This window comes from Agromyces sp. NPDC057679, assembly GCF_042799635.1.
Classification (GTDB): domain Bacteria; phylum Actinomycetota; class Actinomycetes; order Actinomycetales; family Microbacteriaceae; genus Agromyces.
The window spans coordinates 1,084,453-1,101,549 of record NZ_JBHVIK010000001.1; the positions used below are offsets into that span (position 1 = coordinate 1,084,453).

Consider the following 17,097-nt stretch of genomic DNA (forward strand, 5'->3'; position numbering starts at 1 on the left):
GAGCGTATGCACCGCGGCAGACGACCCCCTCCGACAGGCCCCGGCCGACTGGCGTGCGTGCCCCGAGAAGGAGAATCCCCATGCCCTATGCCGTGACCAACCCCGCCACCGGCGAGGTCGTCAAGAGCTTCGACACCATCACCGATGAGGCACTCCAGGCAGCGATCGCCTCGGCCGACGAGGCGCACCGCGGCTGGTCGAAGCAGTCCACCGTCGCCGAGCGCGCCGCACTCATCCGCCGCGTCGCCGAGCTCCACAACGAGCGCGTCGACGAGCTCGCCGACATCATCGTCCGCGAGATGGGCAAGCCGCGCGAGCAGGCCGTCGGCGAGGTCGAGTTCTCGGCCGCGATCTACGAGTACTACGCCGACCACGCCGAGGCGCTCCTGAAGGACGAGCAGATCGACCTGCTCGCCGGCGAGGGCTCGGCGCTCATCCGCCGTTCGTCGCTCGGCGTGCTGCTCGGCATCATGCCGTGGAACTTCCCGTACTACCAGGTCGCCCGCTTCGCCGGCCCGAACCTCATCATCGGCAACACGATCCTGCTGAAGCACGCCGAGCAGTGCCCCGAGTCGGCGGCCGCGATCGAGCGCATCTTCCTCGACGCCGGCTTCCCCGAGGGCGCCTACGTCAACCTCTACGCCTCGCACGAGCAGATCGAGACCGTGATCGCCGACCGCCGCGTGCAGGGCGTCTCGCTGACCGGCTCCGAGCGCGCCGGTGCGATCGTCGCCGAGATCGCCGGTCGCCACCTCAAGAAGGTCGTGCTCGAGCTCGGCGGCTCCGACCCCTTCATCCTGCTCTCGACCGACGACCTCGACGCCACCGTCGAGGCGGCGACCTTCGCCCGCGTCGACAACAACGGCCAGGCCTGCAACGCGGCGAAGCGCTTCATCGTCGTGGAAGACCTCTACGAGCCCTTCCTCGAGAAGTTCACGGCCGCGATGAACGCCGTCGAGGAAGGCGACCCCGCCGCCGACGGCACGGCACTCGGCCCGCTCTCGTCGGCGAAGGCCGCCGAGGGCCTCGCCGAGCAGGTCGAGCGCGCGGTCGCGCAGGGCGCGACGCTGCACTCGGGCGGCAAGAAGAACGGCAACTACTACTCGGCGACGATCCTCACCGACGTGCAGCCCGGCTCCGACGCGTTCCACGAGGAGTTCTTCGGCCCGGTCGCGCAGGTCTTCAAGGTCGCCGACGAGACCGCCGCGATCGAGCTCGCGAACGACACCCCGTTCGGCCTCGGCTCGTACGTCTTCACGACCGACTCGGAGCAGGCGCTCCGCGTCGCCGACCGCATCGAGGCCGGCATGGTCTTCGTGAACGTGGTCGGCGCCGACGGCGCCGAGCTGCCCTTCGGCGGCGTCAAGCGCTCGGGCTCGGGCCGCGAGCTCGGCCGCTTCGGCGCCGACGAGTTCGTCAACAAGAAGATGATCCGCATCGGCTGATCACCGCTTCACGATCGGATGCCCCGGGGTTCGCCCCGGGGCATCCGTCGTTGCGGGCGGCGCCCGGTCATCCCCGTACCCCGACGCCGCTCGTCGACCTCGCGACCCCTGCCGTTTCGGGTGCCTCGACCCGCCGCATTCGCCGTGCGAGATATGCGGCGTCGCGCGGCATCCCGGGCAGCGTCGCCGACACGATCGCGTACATGAGGTCGAGCCCGACGGCATAGAGTCCCGTGACGCCGCGCACCACGCCGCGGGTCTGCTGCAGCCGGCCGTCCTCGTCGAACACGGGCAGGTCGATCCAGCTCAGATCGTCTCGATACCCGGTGCACCAGATGACGTCGGCGACCTCGAGTGCGCGCCCGTCGACGACCGGCATGCCGCGCTCGACCCCGGTGACCCGGCCTGCGCGCGCGACCCCGGCAGCCTCGAGCTCGGCGAGGCGGGTCCGGATGAGCGGGGTCGCGCTCGTCGCGGCCTTCGGCAGCACCCGTCGCCCGATCGGGTTCCGGCCGTTCAGCACATGCACCCCGGCGAACCTGATGAGCGGCAGGCCGAACCGTGCGAGCGTGCGACCGTGGCGGAACGGGAGCTGCCCGCCCGGCGTGCCGGCCACCGTGGTGGGGTGGCTTCGGCTCACCTCCAGCGCGATCTCCGCCCCCGAATTGCCGAGCCCGACGACGAGCACCGGTCCCGCGCGAAGCTCCGAGGGGTTCCGGTAGTCCTCCGAGTGCAGCTGCTGCACCGACCCGTCGAGCAGGTCGGCGAACGCCGGCACCCGCGGAATCTGGTGGCCGCCCGCGGCGATCACGACGTTGCGCGCGATCCAGCTCCGCTCCCCGGCCTCGACCACGAATCGACCGTCGACCCGCCCGACCCGATCGACCCGGATGCCCGTCAGCACGGGCAGCTCGAATCGGGCGGCGTACGCCTCGAGGTAGTCGGCCATCTCGTCCTTCGTCGGAAACGCGAGGGGGTCGCCGGGGAAGGGCATCCCGGGCAGGCCGTCGTACTTCGCGGGGGTGAAGAGCCGGAGCGAGTCCCAGCGACGCCGCCAGGCGTCACCGACGCGGTCGTGGGCATCGAGGATCAGGATGTCCCGGTGCAGGTGTCGTTCGAGGTGGAATCCGATGGTGAGCCCGGCCTGCCCGCCACCGACGACGACGGTGTCGAACTCGTGGCCGGATCCGTCCGAAGAGTGCTGTGCGTGGTCCATGCTCGGCACGGTACGAGGCACTTACCGGCCTCGCATCGGCGAAATCCCCCATGCACCCCGCAGCCGCCACGCCCCCTCACTCGGCCAGTCCGTGTCGGAACGCGTACGCGGTCGCGGCCGATCGCGACGCGAGACCGAGCTTGCCGAAGATGTTGCTGAGGTGGCGCTCGACGGTCTTCTCGCTCAGGTAGAGCTCCGCACCGATCTCCCGGTTCGAGTGCCCGGCCGCCACGAGGCGCAGCACCTCGACCTCGCGCGGGGAGAGCCCTCCCGGCGTCTTCGTGAGCGACTCGACGGCCGCGAACACGGGTGCGGCGCCCAGCTCGTCGAGGATCGCACGCGCGGCGTCGAGCTCCATGACGGCGGAGGCCTCGTCGCCCGATGCCCGGTAGCACCGGGCGGCGAGCACCCGGCAGCGCGCCGCTTCGAACGGCACCTCGAGCTCCCTCCACTTCACCCAGGCCCTGCGCGAGGCGGTCAGGGCCCCGGCGGCGTCACCCTCGGCGAGCAGCACCGCCGACTCGGCGGACTCGGCGAGTGCGCCGACCATGGGCGTCGTCTCGCTGCGGCTGAACGCGATGAGTTCGTCGGCCGCCCCGCGAGCACCGGCGACCTCGCCCGCGCCCAGCTGGATCTCGACGATGGCGGGCAGGAGCGCCCGGCGCTCCGAGGGGTCGAGTCGATCGGCTGCGGCGAGGATCATCCGCTGCGCCGTCGACGCCTCGCCCTGGGCGAGCCGGAGCAGCGCCAGCCCCGGCTGCGGCTCGAAGCCCGTTCGCGCCGCCGATTCGTAGGCCGCCTCGGCGGCGGCGTCCTCGCCCCGCAGCCGGTGCACCTCGCCCTCCAGGTAGGCGGAGGCGTAGGCGCCGTCGTGGTCGCCGCGCGCCGAGCGCCGCCTGGCCTCGGCGGCCGCGGCCCCCGCCTCGGCCCATGCGCCGTGCGCCAGGAAGAGTGCCGCGCGGTGCGCGTGGCACTGGCCGGTGAAGACGATCAGGTCGGGGCGCTCGGCGCACCACCGATCGAGCGCGCGGGTCCACTCCTGCGCGCGCCGGAGGTCGAACGCCAATCGGCACGACTGCAGCAGTGCGCAGTAGGCGATGCCCGACGCCTCCGGCGACAGCTCGCCCGTCGTGACCGCGACCATGACCTCGTCGAGCAGCCTCATCCCTGCGCCGAGCTCCCCGAGCATGATCCGCGACTGGCCGATCCCGAGGCCGGCGAGCGCGGCGATGTCGGCGTCGCCAGCCTGCCGTGCGCACCGTTCGGCCTCGCGGAAGATCTGCTCGGCGCCCTCGGCGTCGCCGGAGTACAGGGCCTGCAGGCCGCGCGGCACTCGCAGGAAACCGTGATCGGCGTCGGGCTCCTCGGCGTCGTCGACGAGCCGCTCGGCACGTGCGAACCACCCGCTGCTCCGGGCATGGTCGCCGACGTTCGACAGCATCATCCCGAGCCACGCGGCGCAGCGGATCGCCGCGACGTCGTCGCCGTCGGCGAGGAACGCCTCGTGCGCCCGGGCGAGCCAGTCGAGTCCTTCGGCGGCGCGCCCGACGAGGAACGCCGCCGTTGCGAGGTGCTCGAGATCGAGCGGCGTGGTGACGGTCTCGCGATCGGCCAGCTCGAGTTCGGCGACCGCCTCGTTCCAGCGATTCTCGCGATACGCGGCTCGGCCCACGTCGAGTGCGGCTCCGCCCATGACGCCTCCAGCCCGGGCGCCGCGCTCGTCGGCGCGGGCAGCCGGCTCCGGCAGCGTCCGACCTCAGGCTAGCCCCGCACCGGTTCCGCCGGCAACGCGTCGCGGCCCGCTCGCCGCTCGCCCCGACCGCGCACCGACCGGAGGCACAGGACGAGGAGGATCGCGCACGAGACGAGGTAGAAGGAGTGCAGCATCCACACCGGCCCGATCGGCAGACTGAAGACGTAGATCGAGTAGACGAGGTTGGCGATGTTGATCATCACCACGCTCGCGAGGCTGTACGACGAGACGTCCCCGGTGCGCAGCGCCTTGCGCAGCATCGGAAGGTTGCTGACGGCGAAGACGACGGCCGAGGCCGTTCCGGCGAGCATCACGAGGTCCATGCGCCGAAGGTAGCGATCCTTCCGCGGGCGCTGCATCGGCTGATTCCCGGAGTCCGCCCGTCTCGGGCTGCATGGTTTCCCCCATCGCCGACCGGCGGGCGAGCGTCAGCGTTTCTTGTCGAGCTGGGCGTCGATCTCCGCGATGCGCTCGGCGAAGATGCGGCGCAGCAGCGCGTCGGGCACCGGATGCTCCGCCGTGAACTGCAGCGCCCCCGGCGACCATTTCAGGCCGACCGCGTCGAGCTCGGCCCCGAGCCCCGGCAGGATCCGCCCGCTGAACGGGTAGAGGCCGAGGTGCTGCTTCGCCTCGAGCGCTGCCGCGAGTCCCTTGTCACGGTGCAGCAGGGCGGGCATGCCGTAGCTCTCGCCCTCGACGGCGTCGGGCGAGAGCTCGCGCGCGATCGCGATGACGTGCTCGAGTGCGACCCGGTTCTCGCCCTCGCGTTCGGCGAGGTAGTCGGTGACGGTTCCCATGCCCGCATCCTGCCATGGGGCCTGCTGCGCGGCATCCGAAATTAATCATTTGGTGCTATAGCTTTAGCGCCACATGTATGGCTATGCTGGCCCGTACCGTGCGCCTGCGGGGTGGGGTGGGCGCGAGATCAATGTCGATCGAAAGGGCATCATGCCAGCAGAACCCACGCCGAAGCAGCTCGGCGACGACGAACACCTGAAGGTCCTCGGCTACGACGGCTCCTTCAACCGCTCGATGAGCCTCTGGGCGAACTTCGCCCTCGGCTTCACCTACCTCTCCCCCCTCGTCGGCGTGTACTCGCTCTTCGCCACCGCGCTCGCGGTCGGCGGCCCGCCGTCGATCTGGTGGATTGTCATCGTCGGCGCCGGTCAGCTCCTCGTCTCGCTCGTGTTCGGCGAGGTCGTCTCGCAGTACCCGATCCACGGCGGCATCTACCCGTGGGCCCGACGCCTCTGGGGCCGCCGCTACGCGTGGATGGCCGCCTGGGTGTACATCTGGGCGATGATCGTCACGATCACCGCGGTGGCCGAGTTCGGCTCGGGCTTCGTCGCCAGCCTCTTCGAGCTCGAGCTCACCCCGACGGTGAACCTCGCCATCACCCTCTCGCTGCTGCTGCTCGCGTTCCTCTTCAACTTCTCGGGCACGAAGACCCTCGCCCGGGTCGCGCAGATCGGCCTCGCCGCCGAGCTCGTCGGCGTCATCGGGCTCGGGCTCTACCTGCTGATCTTCCAGCGCAAGCAGGAGTTCAGCGTCTTCTTCGACACGATGGGGGTCGAGGGCGACGGCAGCTACCTCACCGCGTTCATGGGCGCCGCCCTCGCCGGGCTCTTCCTCTTCTACGGATTCGAGGCCTGCGGCGACGTCGCCGAGGAGGTGTCGAACCCCGCCCGTCGCATCCCCAAGGCGATGGTCATGACGATCCTCGTGGGCGGCGTCTCGGCTCTCTTCTCGTTCGGCGGCTACGTGCTCGCCGCGCCCGACCTCGCCGCGATCGTCGCCGGCGACGACGTCGACCCGATCCCGCACATCCTCGAGTCGACGCTCGGTCCCGTCGGGGCGAAGCTCTTCCTCGTGGTCGCGATCACCGCGTTCATCTCCTGCGTGCTGAGCCTGCAGGCCGCAGCCAGCCGCCTGCTGTTCTCCTTCGCCCGCGACGGCATGATCCCGGGTCACCGCTGGCTCGCGAAGGTGTCGGAGAAGAACAAGGTGCCGACGAACGCGCTCATCGTCGCGTGCACCGTGCCCGCGCTGCTCGCGGTGCTCATCTTCCTCAACGACGGACTGCTGCTGCCCATCACCTCCTTCGCGGTGCTCGGCATCTACGTCGCGTTCCAGATGGTCGTGCTCGCCGCGCTCCGCCAGCGCCTCAAGGGCTGGAAGCCGGCCGGCCCCTTCTCGCTCGGCGGCCTGGGCTTCATCGTGAACGCCCTCGCACTCGCCTACGGCGTGTTCGCCATGGTGCTGCTCGCGACACCGGGTGCCACGGGCGTGTTCTTCACCGACTACGTCGTGCTCATCGGCCTGGGCGTCGTCGTCGTCTCGGGGCTGCTGTACCTGCTGATCGCGCGGCCCGACCGCAAGTCCGACGCACCGTCGGGCGACGCGATCGCGGTGGCCGACGAGATCCGCACCCGCACGGGCGCGACCGCCGCGGTCGACGCGCCGGCCGCCCGCTGAGCGACGAGCGCTCCGCGACCTCGCACCGGGGGCGGGCTCGGGCCGAAAGCCCGAGCCCGCCCCCGTCGTCGTTCACGGGATAGGGTGATCGGATGATCCGACGGCACGTGCTGGTGAGCGGCCTCGTGCAGGGCGTCGGCTACCGCTACCTCGCCCGCAAGCACGCCGAGCGGCTCGCCGTCACGGGGTGGGTGCGCAACCTCCCCGACGGCTCGGTCGAAGCCGAGGTGCAGGGCTCGGAGGCCGCGGTCCAGGAGATGCTCCGCCGCCTCGAGGCGGGCCCACCGGGCTCGCACGTCACGGAGCTCGTCGTCACCGAACTCGACCCCCGCGACGACGAGGGCTTCCGCATCACCCGCTGATCGCGCCCGCCGGATTCCCGGCGCTGCGGACCGCCTCCGCGCTCATTGACCGCGGGTCGTCGCGGTCGTACCGTTGAAGTGACCCCCGAATGGGAGCCACCACCTGAAGGAGGCTGGTTTCTATGAAGAAGTGGACTCGCTGGGAAGACTGGGTCGCGATCGCCGCCGGTGCTGCGGCCATGCTCTCGACCATGTTCGTTCCCCCGATGGGCGCCTCGGTCGCCCTGATGCTCGTGCTCGGTGCTCTGCTCGTCATCTCCGGGCTCGTCAACCTCGCCGCACCGGGCCTCGTCGCGATGGAGTACGTGCAGGCCGCGCTCGGCATCCTGCTGATCGTCTCGCCCTGGATCGGCGGCTACGCCGACGCGATGACCTTCGGGGCCGCCTGGATGTCGTGGATCTGCGGCGCCGTCGCGCTCGTCGCCGCGGTGCTCGCGATCCGTCCGAGCATGCAGGCCCACCACGACGCGATCACCCACTGAACCGTCGCACGACGACGAAGGCCCCGCCGGCGAACCGGCGGGGCCTTCGTGACGAGTCGGTCGACTCAGATGGCGTTGACGTCCAGGGGGATGCCGGGGCCGAACGTGGTCGACACGGCGCCCTTCTGGATGTAGCGGCCCTTCGAGCTCGACGGCTTGAGACGGAGGACCTCTTCGAGGGCCGCCTTCGCGTTCTCTTCGAGCTGCTCGGTCGTGAACGAGGCCTTGCCGACGACGAAGTGCACGTTGGCGTGCTTGTCGACGCGGAACTCGATCTTGCCGCCCTTGATGTCGGAGACGGCCTGGCCCACGTTCGGGGTCACGGTGCCGGTCTTCGGGTTGGGCATGAGGCCGCGGGGGCCGAGCACCTTGCCGAGACGGCCGACCTGGCCCATGAGCTCGGGGGTCGAGACCGCCGAGTCGAACGCGGTGTAGCCCGCGGCGACCTTCTCGATGAGCTCGGCGCCGCCGACCTCGTCGGCGCCGGCGGCGATGGCCGCCTCAGCGGCGGGGCCGGTCGCGAACACGATGACGCGAGCGGTCTTGCCGGTGCCGTGCGGGAGGATGACGGTGCCGCGCACCATCTGGTCGGCCTTGCGGGGGTCGACGCCGAGCTTCAGCGCGACCTCGACGGTCGAGTCGAACTTCGCCGAGCCGGTCTCCTTCGCGAGGGCGACGGCCTCGCTCGGGGTGTAGAACTTGCCGTCTTCGATCTTCTCGGCCGCGGCGCGGTAGGCCTTGGACTTCTGTGCCATGTTGCTTCTCCTTGAGAGAGTGTGGTCATCTGCGCCTGGCGGGCGCTGCCACTGATGCTGAGTTCTGAGGAGCGGAGATCAGACGATCTCCGCCGCGGCCTTATTCGACCGTGATGCCCATCGAGCGAGCGGTGCCCGCGATGATCTTCGACGCGGCGTCGAGGTCGTTCGCGTTGAGGTCGGCCATCTTCTGCTCGGCGATCGCGCGGACCTGGTCCTGCGTGAGCTTGCCGACCTTGGTGGTGTGCGGGACGCCAGAACCCTTGGCGACGCCGGCGGCCTTCTTGATGAGCTCGGCGGCGGGCGGGGTCTTCAGGATGAAGGTGAACGAGCGGTCTTCGTAGACCGTGATCTCGACGGGGATCACATTGCCGCGCTGCGACTCGGTCGCCGCGTTGTAGGCCTTGCAGAACTCCATGATGTTCACGCCGTGCTGACCAAGGGCCGGACCGATGGGCGGTGCGGGGTTGGCGGCGCCGGCGTTGATCTGAAGCTTGATCAGACCAGTGACCTTCTTCTTCGGTGCCATGATTTCTCTCTTTCTGTTCGAACGCCCTGGCGGGCACTCTCCCGTCGCTCCGGCGGTTCCGGAGGGCGGTGGTTCGTGTGGTTCGGCCGGGCCGAACGCAGCACAACCCCCCGAGTATACCGGAGGGCTGGCTGTGGAGGTTCTGAGCGGCGTTAGAGCTTGGTGACCTGGTCGAAGCTGAGCTCGACCGGGGTCTCGCGCTCGAAGAGCGAGACGAGCACGGTGAGCTTGCCGCTCTCGGGCTTGATCTCGCTGATCGTGCCGGGCAGGCCCGCGAACGAGCCGTCCTTGATGGTGATCGTCTCGCCGACCTCGAAGTCGACCTCGGCGGGGATCTGGCGGGCGGCACCGGTGGCGGCGCCGGCCTTCGCGCCCTTGGCGGGCGCGACGTCCTTGATCTCGACGAGGCTCTTCAGCATGCCGAAGGCCTCCTCGAAGCGGAGGGGGGTCGGGTTGTGCGCGTTGCCCACGAAGCCGGTGACGCCGGGAGTGTGGCGGATGACCGACCAGCTCTCCTCGTTCAGCTCCATGCGGACGAGCACGTAGCTGGGGATGCGGACGCGGGTGACCATCTTGCGCTGGCCGTTCTTGATCTCGACCACGTCTTCCATCGGCACTTCGACCTGGTAGATGTAGTCGGCCATCGCCATCGACTCGCGTCGCTGCTCGATGTTCGCCTTCACGCGGCGCTCGAAGCCCGCGTACGAGTGGATGACGTACCACTTGCCCGGGAGGAAGCGCAGCTCGGCGCGGAACTCCTCGTACGGGTCGAACTCGGTGTCGGCCTCTTCTTCGACCGCCTCGAGTGCGGCTTCGGCCTCGTCGGCGGAGTCGATGTCGAGTGCGTCGTCGACGATCGCGTCGGCCTCGGGGTCGTTCGCCTCGGCGAGCGAGTCGAGCACGGCGTCGAGGTCGACGTCGTTGCCTTCGTCGTCGACGACGTGCACGGCCACGTGCTCGGCCGGCTCCGAGGACTGCTCCTCGTGCTCGTTGACGTTGCCCGTCTGCGCCTCGTCGTCTTCGGCCGACTGCTCTGCAGCCGTGGCCCAATCGACGTCGTCGTGCTCAGTCCTTGACAATTCTCGATCCTTCTCTTCGTGCGCCTACGGCGAACGGGTTGGCGAGCCGAAGGCCTCGATCAGACCCCGGTCGTTCCGAAGACGTACAGCACCAGCCACCCGAACAGCTGGTCGAGGCCCCAGACGAGCGCCATCATGATGATGACGAACACCAGCACCACGACCGTGAAGCTGAAGAGCTCCTTCCGCGTGGGGGTGACGACCTTCTTCAGTTCAGCGATGACCTGCCGGATGAACAGGGCGATGCGCGAAAAGGGATTCCGACGCGCGGCGCGGTCGCGCTTCGCGTTGGCGACGACGTCCTCACTCGGTTCGTCGATTACTTTCCGTGCCACCTCGTACACCTTTCGTGGGCCGGCAATCACTGCCGGCTCGCAGGGCGGACAGGACTCGAACCTGCAACCTGCGGTTTTGGAGACCGCTGCTCTACCAATTGAGCCACCGCCCTCGGGCCCTGTTGCGAGGGCACCTCGGAGTCACCGCCTCGGCTCCATGCACCCGGAATTCAGGATTTCGGGCGCAGTGAAGTTTTGCTGAGGAAAGCAACATCGAACAGTCTATGCGACGCGAGCGGCTCGCGCGAACCGGCGCCTACATTGGGTTCATGACTGTCGATCGCGCCGCCCGCCGCACCCCCGAGCCGAGCTCGAGCGTCGAGGTCGTCGGGGAGCACTCGCAGTTCCGCCTCGACCTCGAGCGCATCCGATTCTCGCCCTACTTCTCGCGGCTCTCGGCCGTCACGCAGGTCATCGCGCAGCCGGGCGCCGGCCCGCTCATCCACAACCGGCTCACCCACTCCATCAAGGTCACCGCCGTCGCGCGCGCGATCGCGGTCGGCTTCGCGGATGCCTCGTCGCCGGCCCATGCGCTCGCGGCCCGACACGGCTGCGACGCGGTCGTCGTGCAGGCCGCGGCGAGCGCGCACGATCTCGGCCACCCGCCGTTCGGGCACCTCGGCGAGCGCGTGCTCGACCGGCTCGCCCGCGAGACTCTGGGCCTCGACGACGGGTTCGAGGGCAACGCGCAGAGCTACCGCATCATCGCGACCCTCGACGTCAGCACCGCGGCATCCCATGGGCTCAACCTCACCGCGGCGGTGCGCTCGGCGATCGCGAAGTACCCGTGGACCCGCTTCGCCACCACCGCGGCGTTCCCCGACGGCGGGCTGCCCCGCGGCATGCGGCTCGTCGACGGCGAGGCGGTGGCGACGAAGTTCTCGGCCTACGGCCTCGACGCGGCCGACCTCGCCGCGGCGCGGGCCGGCCTCCCGCCCATGGTGCAGTCGCTCGAGTGCTCGGTGATGGACACCGCCGACGACATCGCCTACTCGATCCACGACGTCGACGACTTCTACCGCGCCGGGCTGCTGAGCCACGGGGCGGTGGCGCGCGAGTTCCGCGGCTGGGTCGAGGGCTGGAGCGAGCTGCGCGGGCTCGGCGACGAGGAGCTCGCCTCCCGCACCGCCCCCGCGGGCGCCGCGCTCGAGGCGCTCCGCCGCAAGCTCCGCGCGAGCGACGCGTGGGTCGCCGACGACGACGCCTTCGCCGCCGCGGTCGACACGGTCGCCGACGATCTCGTCGACGGCCTGCTCGCGACGCCCTTCGACGGGTCGATCGCCTCTGAGCGTGCCCTCTCCTCGTTCACGAACCGCTGGATCGGCCACCTGCAGACCTCCGTCGTGCCCGCCCCCGAGGGCGTCGCGCGCACCGGGCTCGTCGCGCTCGACCGCGGCGCGTGGCACGAGGTCGAGATCCTGAAGTTCGTGCACCGGCACTTCATCCTCGACCGGGCCGACATCGCGATGTACCAGCGCGGCCTCAGCCGGGTGCTGACGCGGGCCGTCAAGGGGCTCACGGCGTGGGTGACCGACGACTACGACCGGCACCGCGTGCCGCAGCGGCTCAAGGAGCTCGTCGACATCGCGACCGCCGGCTACGAGCTCGTACGGGCCACCCGGCCCGACGGCGTGCCCGTCCCCGACGCGGGCGCGGTGCGCCGCCTCGGCGTGGGGCGCGGCGTGGTCGACTACGTCGCCTCGCTCTCCGACGACCAGGCGCTCGCGGTCTCCGAGGCCATCGACGGCCGCCCCGACCGGTTGTGGGACATCGGCCAGAACCTCTGACCGGCGTCGGGCGCGGTGCCGCCCGGGGCATCCGTTCACCGGGTCGTCGCCGAACGGTCGCCGAACCGACACGGTCGCGCACGCCGCGGCCGATTGGCTCGCGGCATGAGCCGAAACCTCACGCGACGCGCCCTGCCGCGCGCCATCGCCGTCACCGCCGCGACCGCCACGGCGGCCGCCATCCTGTTCGCCGCGCCGGCCCACGCCGTCGGCAACGGGCAGACCACCCCCACCTCGCCGATGCACGCCTTCGAGCCCACGCTCGTCGCACGCGCCACGCTGTCGGCCGACTTCCTCGCCGAGGGCCCCGCCTCGGGCGCGCTCGCCTCCGCCGCGAACGGCCGCCAGGGCCCGTGGGACGGCCAGGTGATCCCCGGGTTCTCCGCCGTGATCGAGAACGGCGACGGCACCTTCTGGGCCCAGCCCGACAACGGCTTCGGCGCGAAGGGAAACTCGGCCGACTTCCTCCTGCGCAACTACCTCGTGCGCCCGGCCTGGCAGACCGCCGAGGGCGGCGACGGCTCGATCGAGGCCCTGCGATTCATCTCGTACAACGACCGCAACGGCATCCTCGACTTCCCGATCGTGAACGGCGACACCGAGGAGCGCCTGCTCACCGGCGCCGACTTCGACATCGAGTCGGTCGTGCGCGCGAAGGACGGCAGCTTCTGGGTCGGCGAGGAGTTCGGGCCGTTCCTGCTGCACTTCGACGCCGACGGCACCCTGCTCGAGAAGCCGTACTCGCTCGACGGCGCGAAGTCGCCGCAGAACCCGTACCTCGAGCCCGGCGAGACCCCGCGGGTGCGCGCGAGCCGCGGCTTCGAGGCGCTCGCCGCCTCGAAGAACGGCCGCTACCTCTACCCGATCGTCGAGGGCTCGTACGCCGACGACGCCGACCTCCGGCGCCGCGAGATCCACGAGTTCGACACGAAGCGCGGGGCGTACACCGGCCGCACCTGGAGCTACGAGGCCGACCAGGAGGCGAACGTCATCGGCGACGCCTTCACGGTGAAGAACAACGTGCTGCTCGTCGTCGAGCGCGACGACTTCGAGGGCGAGCAGTCGGTCACGAAGCGCGTCTACGGGGTCGACCTGACACGCACCGACGCCGACGGCCGCCTCGAGAAGACGCTCGTGCTCGACGCGCTCCGGATCGCGAACCCGAGCGGCATCGGCGCCGGCGACGGCTACGGCACCGGCGAGGTCTTCTCGCTGCCCGTGCAGTCGTTCGAGACGATCGTGCAGCTGAAGGACGGGCGCCTGCTCATCGGCAACGACAACAACTACCCCGGCAACGACGCCCGCGTGCCCGGCACGCCCGACGACACCGAGTTCGCGGTGATCGACCTCGACCGCACGAAGATCGAGCCCGAGCAGGTGACGGTCATCGGCCACCGCGGCGCGAGCGGGTACCGGCCCGAGCACACCCTCGCCGCCTACGAGCAGGCCATCGTGCAGTGCGCCGACTACATCGAGCCCGACGTGGTGTCGACGAAGGACGGCGTGCTCGTCGCCCGCCACGAGAACGAGATCAGCGGCACCACGAACGTCGCCGCCCGCCCCGAGTTCGCCGATCGCAAGGCCACGAAGACCATCGACGGCGCCAAGGTGACCGGCTGGTTCACCGAGGACTTCACGCTCGCCGAACTGCGCACGCTGCGCGCGAAGGAGCGGCTGCCGCAGACGCGCCCGGCCAACACCGCGTTCGACGGGCTCTACCTCGTGCCGACCCTCGACGAGGTCATCGACCTCGCCCGCCGCTCGATCAGCTGCGACGGCCGTCAGGTGGGCGTCTACCCCGAGACGAAGCACCCGAGCTACTTCGACTCGATCGGCCTCTCGCTCGAGGAGCCGCTCGTCGCGGCCCTGCAGGCGAACGGCGTCGACGACGCGGACGCGCCCGTCATCGTGCAGAGCTTCGAGGTGTCGAACCTCCGCGAGCTCGACGGCATGACCGAGGTCCGCCTCGCCCAGCTCATCAGCAACTCGGGCCGGCCGTACGACTTCACCCTCGCGGGCGACCCGCGCCGCTACAGCGATCTCGTGACGCCCGCGGGCCTCGCGGAGATCGCCGGCTACGCCGACGGCATCGGGGCCGAGAAGTCGGTGCTCATCCCGCGCACCCCGGCGGGCGGCCTCACCGCCCCGACGCCCGTGATCGCCGACGCGCATGCGGCCGGCCTCGAGGTCCACGGCTGGACCTTCCGCCTCGAGAACCAGTTCCTGCCGGTCGAGTTCCGCTCGTCGTCCGACCCGATCGCGCCCGGCGATCTCGCGGGCGAGATCGCCGTGTACCTCGCGGCGGGCATGGACGGCGTGTTCAGCGACCAGCCCGACGTCGCGGTCACGGTCGCCGGCTGAGTCACGGGTCCGACGAGAGGGCGGATGCCGCGGCGAGCGCCGCAGCATCCGCTCTCCCATTCCGGACGACCCGGTATTCACCGGATCGACGCGCCGTTCCGTTCCCGGTACTCCATCCGCGAGTAGCATGTGGCCCAGCACCATCGCGCCGTGCTCACCGTGGCCGACGCATCCCGATTCGACGAGGGAGTGGTTCACATGAGTGAGATGCAGACCGGCGAGGCACGGCCCACCGGGTGGGTCGGCTGGGGCGCGTTCGCGGCCATCATGCTGATCGTCGCGGGCGGCTTCGACCTGCTGTACGGCTTCATCGCGCTGTTCATGCAGGACAGCGCCTACTTCGTCACCTCGCAGGGCGGCCTGTTCCTGTTCGACGTGCAGGGCTGGGGCTGGTGGCACGTCATCAGCGGTGCGCTGCTGATCCTCATCGGAGCCTTCCTCTTCTCGGGTGCGACCTGGGCGCGCGTCATCGCGGTGATCCTCGTGATCGTCAACGCACTCGGTCAGCTCGCGCTGCTCCCGGTCCAGCCGTGGTGGTCGCTCATCGTGCTCACCCTCGACATCCTCGTGATCTACGCGCTCACCGTGCACGGCAAGGAGCTCGAACACCTCGGCTGAACCGCCGCCATCTCCGGATGGATTGCGCCATGACACCGCCTGTCATCAGCGGCGCGCGCGCCGTAGGCTGGTTCCCGTGACCGAACGCGCCCGTCTCTCCGCCCGCATCGCCGCCATCGCCGAGTCCGCGACCCTGAAGGTCGACGCCAAGGCGAAGGCCCTCCAGGCCGAGGGCCGCCCGGTCATCTCGTACGCCGCCGGAGAGCCCGACTTCGCGACGCCCGAGCACATCGTCGAGGCGGCGCTCGCCGCCACGCGCGACCCGAAGAACTACCGCTACACGCCGGCGGCGGGCCTGCCCGAGCTGCGCGAGGCGGTCGCCGCGAAGACGCTGCGCGACTCGGGCCTCGAGGTCTCCCCCGGCCAGGTCGTCGTGACGAACGGCGGCAAGCAGGCCGTCTACCAGGCGTTCCAGGTGCTCCTCGACGACGGCGACGAGGTGCTCGTCCCCGCTCCCTACTGGACCACCTACCCCGAGGCGATCAAGCTCGCCGGCGGCACGCAGGTCGACGTCTTCGCGGGCAGCGACCAGGGCTACCTCGTCACGGTCGAGCAGCTCGAGGCCGCGCGCACCGAGCGCACCAAGGTGCTGCTGTTCGTGTCGCCGTCGAACCCGACGGGCGCCGTCTACTCGCCCGAGCAGACCCGCGCGATCGGCGAGTGGGCCCTCGAGCACGGCATCTGGGTCGTCGCCGACGAGATCTACCAGAACCTCACCTACGGCGCGCTCGACTCGGAGGTCGGCAGCGCCGCCCCGCGGGCCGTCTCGATCGTCGAGGCCGTGCCGGCGCTCGCGAACCAGACGATCCTCGTCAACGGCGTCGCCAAGACCTACGCGATGACCGGCTGGCGCCTCGGCTGGATGGTCGGCCCCGCCGACGTCATCAAGGGCGCCGCGAACCTGCAGTCGCACCTCTCGTCGAACGTGTCGAACATCTCGCAGCGCGCCGCGATCGCCGCGCTCACCGGCCCGCAGGAGCCCGTCGAGGCGATGCGGCAGGCCTTCGACCGCCGCCGCCGCCTCATCGTCGCCGAGCTCTCGAAGATCGACGGCATGACGGTGCCGGTGCCCGAGGGCGCGTTCTACGTCTACCCCGACGTGACCGGCCTCCTCGGCCGCGAGTGGGGCGGCGTGACGCCGACGACCTCGCTCGAGCTCGCCGACCTCGTCCTCGAGCAGGCCGAGGTCGCCGCGGTGCCCGGCGAGGCGTTCGGGCCGAGCGGCTTCCTGCGGCTCAGCTACGCGCTCGGCGACGAGCCGCTGCTCGAGGGCGTGCAGCGCCTGCAGCGCCTCTTCGGCTGAGTCGGATGCCGCGGGGCGACGCCGCGCGCAACGACGCGGAGTGATGCCGGGTCGGTCCCGATCAGCCCGGCCGGCACACGACGTAGGCGGTGAAGAACCGGGGGCTGCGATCGGGTTCGGTCCGCTCGACCTCGATCCGCCAGCCGATCGGGCGGGCTGCACCGCCGCTGCCGGCGACGGGCCCGTCGTGGACCACCCGGAGCCCGATGCTCGTGCCGAGGCGTCCGCCGCCCATCGCGAGCTCGCCCCGCTCGCAGTACGCGACGGCGGAGCCCCCGCGGTCGAACGACCCGAGCATCTCGGGGGCGTCGCGCAGCACGAGATCGTCACGGAGGTCACCGCCCCGCGACATGCGCGGCTCGGGCGCCTCCAGCCCCGTCGGCGCCCCGCTCGAGGTGGCGACCTGCAGGCCGACGAGGGTCCCGACGCCGTAGGCGGCGGCGACCGCGGCGATGGTGGCGGCGGCGACCATCGCCGCGACCACCCAGATCTTCATGGGCAGCTCCCTCGCCAGGACTGGCAGCTCCTCGCCCGGGTCGCGGCGACCGTAGCGCGGGGATCGGCCGACCGCATGCGTGCCAGCACTGGAGTTCGCAT

The 17,097-nt window shown here is 70.7% G+C and carries 17 protein-coding genes and 1 tRNA gene; 8 read left to right on the top strand and 10 right to left on the bottom strand.

Annotated features, from left to right (window positions below; all coding sequences use genetic code 11):
* Window positions 1-80: 80 nt before the first annotated feature.
* Entirely contained in the window at window positions 81-1,445 is a 1,365-nt protein-coding gene (locus ACFVAJ_RS04845) for an NAD-dependent succinate-semialdehyde dehydrogenase (RefSeq protein ID WP_376941673.1), read from the top strand.
* Window positions 1,446-1,512: 67 nt separating this feature from the next.
* Here the strand turns inward: ACFVAJ_RS04845 and ACFVAJ_RS04850 are convergent, their stop codons facing one another.
* The 4 genes from ACFVAJ_RS04850 to ACFVAJ_RS04865 form a co-directional block, all read right to left on the bottom strand.
* Window positions 1,513-2,661, bottom strand: a complete 1,149-nt coding sequence (locus ACFVAJ_RS04850) for a flavin-containing monooxygenase (protein ID WP_376941674.1) — start codon at window positions 2,659-2,661, stop codon at window positions 1,513-1,515.
* 76 nt (window positions 2,662-2,737) lie between these two features.
* Window positions 2,738-4,354: a LuxR C-terminal-related transcriptional regulator gene (locus tag ACFVAJ_RS04855; RefSeq protein ID WP_376941675.1), complete on the bottom strand. Its 1,617-nt coding sequence runs from the start codon at window positions 4,352-4,354 to the stop codon at window positions 2,738-2,740.
* A 68-nt stretch (window positions 4,355-4,422) separates the two neighbouring features.
* Entirely contained in the window at window positions 4,423-4,737 is a 315-nt protein-coding gene (locus ACFVAJ_RS04860) for a hypothetical protein (RefSeq protein WP_376941676.1), read from the bottom strand.
* Between the two features lie 105 nt (window positions 4,738-4,842).
* Window positions 4,843-5,211, bottom strand: a complete 369-nt coding sequence (locus ACFVAJ_RS04865) for an iron chaperone (protein ID WP_376941677.1) — start codon at window positions 5,209-5,211, stop codon at window positions 4,843-4,845.
* 151 nt (window positions 5,212-5,362) lie between these two features.
* On the opposite strand from ACFVAJ_RS04865, the gene ACFVAJ_RS04870 reads away from it, so the two are divergent.
* From ACFVAJ_RS04870 to ACFVAJ_RS04880, 3 genes are all read left to right on the top strand, one after another.
* Window positions 5,363-6,889, top strand: coding sequence for an APC family permease (locus tag ACFVAJ_RS04870; protein ID WP_376941678.1), 1,527 nt, complete (start codon window positions 5,363-5,365; stop codon window positions 6,887-6,889).
* 92 nt (window positions 6,890-6,981) lie between these two features.
* Window positions 6,982-7,251 (top strand): acylphosphatase, encoded by a 270-nt coding sequence (locus ACFVAJ_RS04875; protein WP_376941679.1) that lies wholly within the window; start codon window positions 6,982-6,984, stop codon window positions 7,249-7,251.
* 122 nt (window positions 7,252-7,373) lie between these two features.
* A complete protein-coding gene (locus tag ACFVAJ_RS04880) occupies window positions 7,374-7,733 on the top strand; it encodes an SPW repeat protein (protein WP_376941680.1) in 360 nt (119 codons plus the stop codon).
* Window positions 7,734-7,798: 65 nt separating this feature from the next.
* Here the strand turns inward: ACFVAJ_RS04880 and rplA are convergent, their stop codons facing one another.
* From rplA to ACFVAJ_RS04905, 5 genes are all read right to left on the bottom strand, one after another.
* A complete protein-coding gene (gene rplA, locus ACFVAJ_RS04885; RefSeq protein WP_022889256.1) occupies window positions 7,799-8,488 on the bottom strand; it encodes a 50S ribosomal protein L1 in 690 nt (229 codons plus the stop codon).
* Window positions 8,489-8,588: 100 nt separating this feature from the next.
* On the bottom strand, window positions 8,589-9,017 hold the full coding sequence (rplK, locus tag ACFVAJ_RS04890) for a 50S ribosomal protein L11 (protein ID WP_157425180.1): 429 nt from the start codon (window positions 9,015-9,017) through the stop codon (window positions 8,589-8,591).
* A 152-nt stretch (window positions 9,018-9,169) separates the two neighbouring features.
* A complete protein-coding gene (nusG, locus tag ACFVAJ_RS04895; protein ID WP_376941681.1) occupies window positions 9,170-10,096 on the bottom strand; it encodes a transcription termination/antitermination protein NusG in 927 nt (308 codons plus the stop codon).
* A gap of 59 nt (window positions 10,097-10,155) precedes the next feature.
* On the bottom strand, window positions 10,156-10,431 hold the full coding sequence (gene secE / locus ACFVAJ_RS04900; protein ID WP_157425182.1) for a preprotein translocase subunit SecE: 276 nt from the start codon (window positions 10,429-10,431) through the stop codon (window positions 10,156-10,158).
* Between the two features lie 40 nt (window positions 10,432-10,471).
* Window positions 10,472-10,544 (bottom strand) — tRNA-Trp (locus tag ACFVAJ_RS04905).
* 156 nt (window positions 10,545-10,700) lie between these two features.
* Here ACFVAJ_RS04905 and dgt point away from each other — a divergent pair.
* From dgt to ACFVAJ_RS04925, 4 genes are all read left to right on the top strand, one after another.
* Window positions 10,701-12,218, top strand: a complete 1,518-nt coding sequence (gene dgt, locus ACFVAJ_RS04910) for a dGTP triphosphohydrolase (protein WP_376941682.1) — start codon at window positions 10,701-10,703, stop codon at window positions 12,216-12,218.
* Window positions 12,219-12,323: 105 nt separating this feature from the next.
* The gene (locus ACFVAJ_RS04915; protein WP_376941683.1) at window positions 12,324-14,579 is read left to right on the top strand and encodes an esterase-like activity of phytase family protein; all 2,256 of its coding nucleotides are present in this window, start codon (window positions 12,324-12,326) and stop codon (window positions 14,577-14,579) included.
* A gap of 198 nt (window positions 14,580-14,777) precedes the next feature.
* Window positions 14,778-15,197, top strand: a complete 420-nt coding sequence (locus tag ACFVAJ_RS04920; RefSeq protein ID WP_376941684.1) for a hypothetical protein — start codon at window positions 14,778-14,780, stop codon at window positions 15,195-15,197.
* A gap of 76 nt (window positions 15,198-15,273) precedes the next feature.
* On the top strand, window positions 15,274-16,500 hold the full coding sequence (locus ACFVAJ_RS04925; RefSeq protein ID WP_376941685.1) for a pyridoxal phosphate-dependent aminotransferase: 1,227 nt from the start codon (window positions 15,274-15,276) through the stop codon (window positions 16,498-16,500).
* Between the two features lie 61 nt (window positions 16,501-16,561).
* Here ACFVAJ_RS04925 and ACFVAJ_RS04930 read toward each other — a convergent pair whose 3' ends face one another.
* Window positions 16,562-16,996 carry a hypothetical protein gene (locus ACFVAJ_RS04930; RefSeq protein WP_376941686.1) on the bottom strand — a complete coding sequence of 145 codons (435 nt, stop codon included), beginning with the start codon at window positions 16,994-16,996 and terminating at the stop codon, window positions 16,562-16,564.
* Between the last annotated feature and the right edge of the window lie 101 nt (window positions 16,997-17,097).